Source organism: Ruegeria sp. YKSD179, assembly GCF_059612885.1.
This window is the reverse complement of sequence record NZ_JBXWRL010000114.1, coordinates 1-2,892: the sequence shown is the minus strand read 5'-3', so window position 1 is coordinate 2,892 and position 2,892 is coordinate 1. Positions and strand designations below refer to the sequence as shown.

2 protein-coding genes are annotated in these 2,892 nt (G+C 51.0%); one reads left to right on the top strand and one right to left on the bottom strand.

Annotated elements, in window-relative coordinates:
* The coding region (locus tag AC2FNE_RS24510; protein ID WP_496806553.1) for an alginate lyase family protein at nt 1-1,253 on the bottom strand (1,253 nt) is incomplete at its 3' end.
* A 515-nt stretch (nt 1,254-1,768) separates the two neighbouring features.
* On the opposite strand from AC2FNE_RS24510, the gene AC2FNE_RS24505 reads away from it, so the two are divergent.
* Nucleotides 1,769-2,892, top strand: a 1,124-nt coding sequence (locus AC2FNE_RS24505; protein ID WP_496806552.1) for a UDP-glucose dehydrogenase family protein, incomplete at its 3' end; no start/stop codon positions are given.

The following is a 2,892-nucleotide window of genomic DNA, read 5'->3' as shown; positions in this document are numbered from 1 at the left end:
CCGTCTCGCCTTACATAGGGTGAGCCAGCAGGTTTTTGGGGATCCGGCCACCAATAAGGGGCTGGGTGAAAGTAGTCATGCAAGTCACCACTTGGACCCGGATCTGGTTTGTCCACTACCGAATAGGGTCCACGGTGCATCGCCTCGTCTGCTGCGGCAAGAATATCTGGCCGTTCCAAAGATGAAGGGCAAGCAGCCAGCGCTTCTATACGGTTCAGATCATAGAAAACCGGCTTTCCGGATTCCAAACGCTCCTGCATAGGACGGGCTTCGAGCATATCCAACGTCGCGCGTATGGCCAGGTTTCTTGCAACGCCTCGATCTCGAATGGTGTTGTCAGCGTCCTTTTCCAAGCTCGTCTGTCCAGAAAATAATCGGGCAACCCATCCGGCTTGCCCCACACGATGTCCTTCGGGGGACACTTTGCGCGGTGGAATGTCAAACGTGAAATTTGACCAGTTTTCCCAAGGACCAGGAATGCCCAAATGCAAGAACAGTTCAACCTTGGGTCGACGCCCATATGGATGCGACACAGCAAACCGCAAAGGCGCATCGCATCGAAACGCAATCTGGGGTTCCTCGGTTGCGTTCGGTGTCAAGTCATCAAGTAACAAATCGCTGTTATCCAGCATTCGGGCCATCGGCACCGTAAAATATCTCTTGTCTCTGTGAGCAAGAATATCGCTGCGACAAGCTTCCCAAGCTTTTCGCGTAAAAAAACAATTTCCATCAAACGGCAACGCCCATTTTGCTTGCTTCAATGAAAACTCCAACGCAAAATTTCGTGCGCCATTGTTGTTCATGACGTAATTGTTTCGCGCACGATACACCTGCGAAGTGACCAATGAACGGAAATTTTCCTCCAGTTGATCTATGGATCCGTCAGCGAAGACAATCGGGTCTGAAATCGTTGAAAAATCATAACCAATATTCTGCAGCGCTTCAGGTTCAAATGGAATGCGTTCATAAATTTGGTCGTGTTGATCCAACAACGCGATTAGGTCGGCTTCGTTCTCCGGATCAAAAATTCGGTTCAAAACCCAAATCTTGGTGCAGTCTTCCAGGTCAGGTTCATTTTCAAGAATGAATCTGACATTCTCAAGCGATTGTCCGGCTTTGTGTCGCGGTGCCAGGTCATTTCCAATTACTCGACATAAGGCGAATGTGTCGGGCAAAGCGTCTATTCGCGCTTCTTCCGCCATATTTAACGGCGATGGCGGCACCGAACTGAGCGATCCCGCAAGGTAGCCCATTCGGCCAACCTCTTTCTTTACCAATGGTCCAGTCAGGCTTTTGCCAGAAAACAGGGGTTTTCCCTTTCGTTTCCGGTGGATATAGTATATCGGCAGCAAAATAGGCGACAGCAGCAAAAGCACCGGCGAAAGTATTAATAGAATACGGTTGCGCCACACTTTTTTATCTCGCGAGGACATAAATGCCCTCGGCGCGAGTGTTAGTTTTCTGGTCATCATTTTTACCCGTCACCGACCCGGCTCGACTGCGTGGCCCGCCAAAAAAATCAATTAATTCTATCTCACACAATATGAAGCAAACATCTACCGAATCCAAACGGACTTGCTATGTATGCACAACACCTAAATTGCGAGAATCGGGAAGCGGCGATTTCCAGCGCACAACGAAGAATGTGAAAATTGATAGAACGCCATCAGCTTTGAACCGAAACGCTGACATTCACGCAGAAAAGCGCTTGAATACCGTTTGTTTCTAAGCGTATTCCGGCGCAAGAGCCCATAAAAGGAATTTGAATATGCGCATTGCAATGATCGGCACTGGATATGTTGGCCTGGTGTCAGGCGTGTGTTTCTCGGATTTCGGCCATGACGTTATCTGCGTCGACAAAGCTACCGACAAAATTGAGATGCTGCAATCGGGCCAGGTTCCTATCTACGAACCAGGCCTGGATGTTCTAATGGCCAAGAATGTGTCAGCGGGCCGATTGACCTTCACCACAGACCTTGCCGACGCTGTCGACGGGGCAGATGCGGTCTTTATCGCGGTTGGAACGCCAACCCGGCGTGGCGACGGTCACGCGGACCTGACTTACGTGATGTCCGCAGCGCGGGAAATTGCGCAAGCTATCACCGACTATGTGGTAGTCGTGACCAAATCCACAGTGCCCGTTGGTACAAATCGCAAAGTGCACGAAGTAATAGCAGCGGCTAACCCCGAGGCGGAGTTTGACGTGGCTTCGAACCCTGAGTTTTTGCGTGAAGGAGCCGCGATTGACGACTTTATGCGCCCGGACCGCGTTGTTGTTGGCGTGGAAAGCGAACGTGCGGCCGAAGTTATGGCCAAAATCTACCGCCCTCTATATTTACGCGACTTTCCAATACTGAATACAGATTTAGAAAGTGCCGAGTTGATAAAGTACGCAGCCAATGCGTTTCTTGCGACCAAGATCACTTTCATTAACGAAATTGCCGGGTTGTGCGAAAGGGTTGGCGGGGATGTCAAGGAAGTTGCACGCGGGATCGGATTGGATGGACGCATCGGAAACAAATTCCTGCGTGCCGGTCCCGGTTATGGAGGCTCCTGTTTTCCCAAGGACACGGCGGCCCTGGCCAGGATCGGGCAAGAACACGCATATCCAATGCAGATCACAGAAACGGTCATTCGCGTCAATGATGCCGTCAAGGCACGAATGATCGAAAAAGTCCGCGAGGTCTGCGACGACAGGTTTAATGGAAAGACCATCGCTGTACTGGGTGTGACTTTCAAACCAGACACTGACGATATGCGAGATGCTCCATCTCTGACAATTGTTCCGGCGCTGATTGGCGGCGGCGCTAAAGTGCGCGTTGTGGACCCACAAGGCCGCGCCGAAGGCGAAGCGTTGTTGCCCGGTGTGGAATGGTTGGACGATCCTTATAT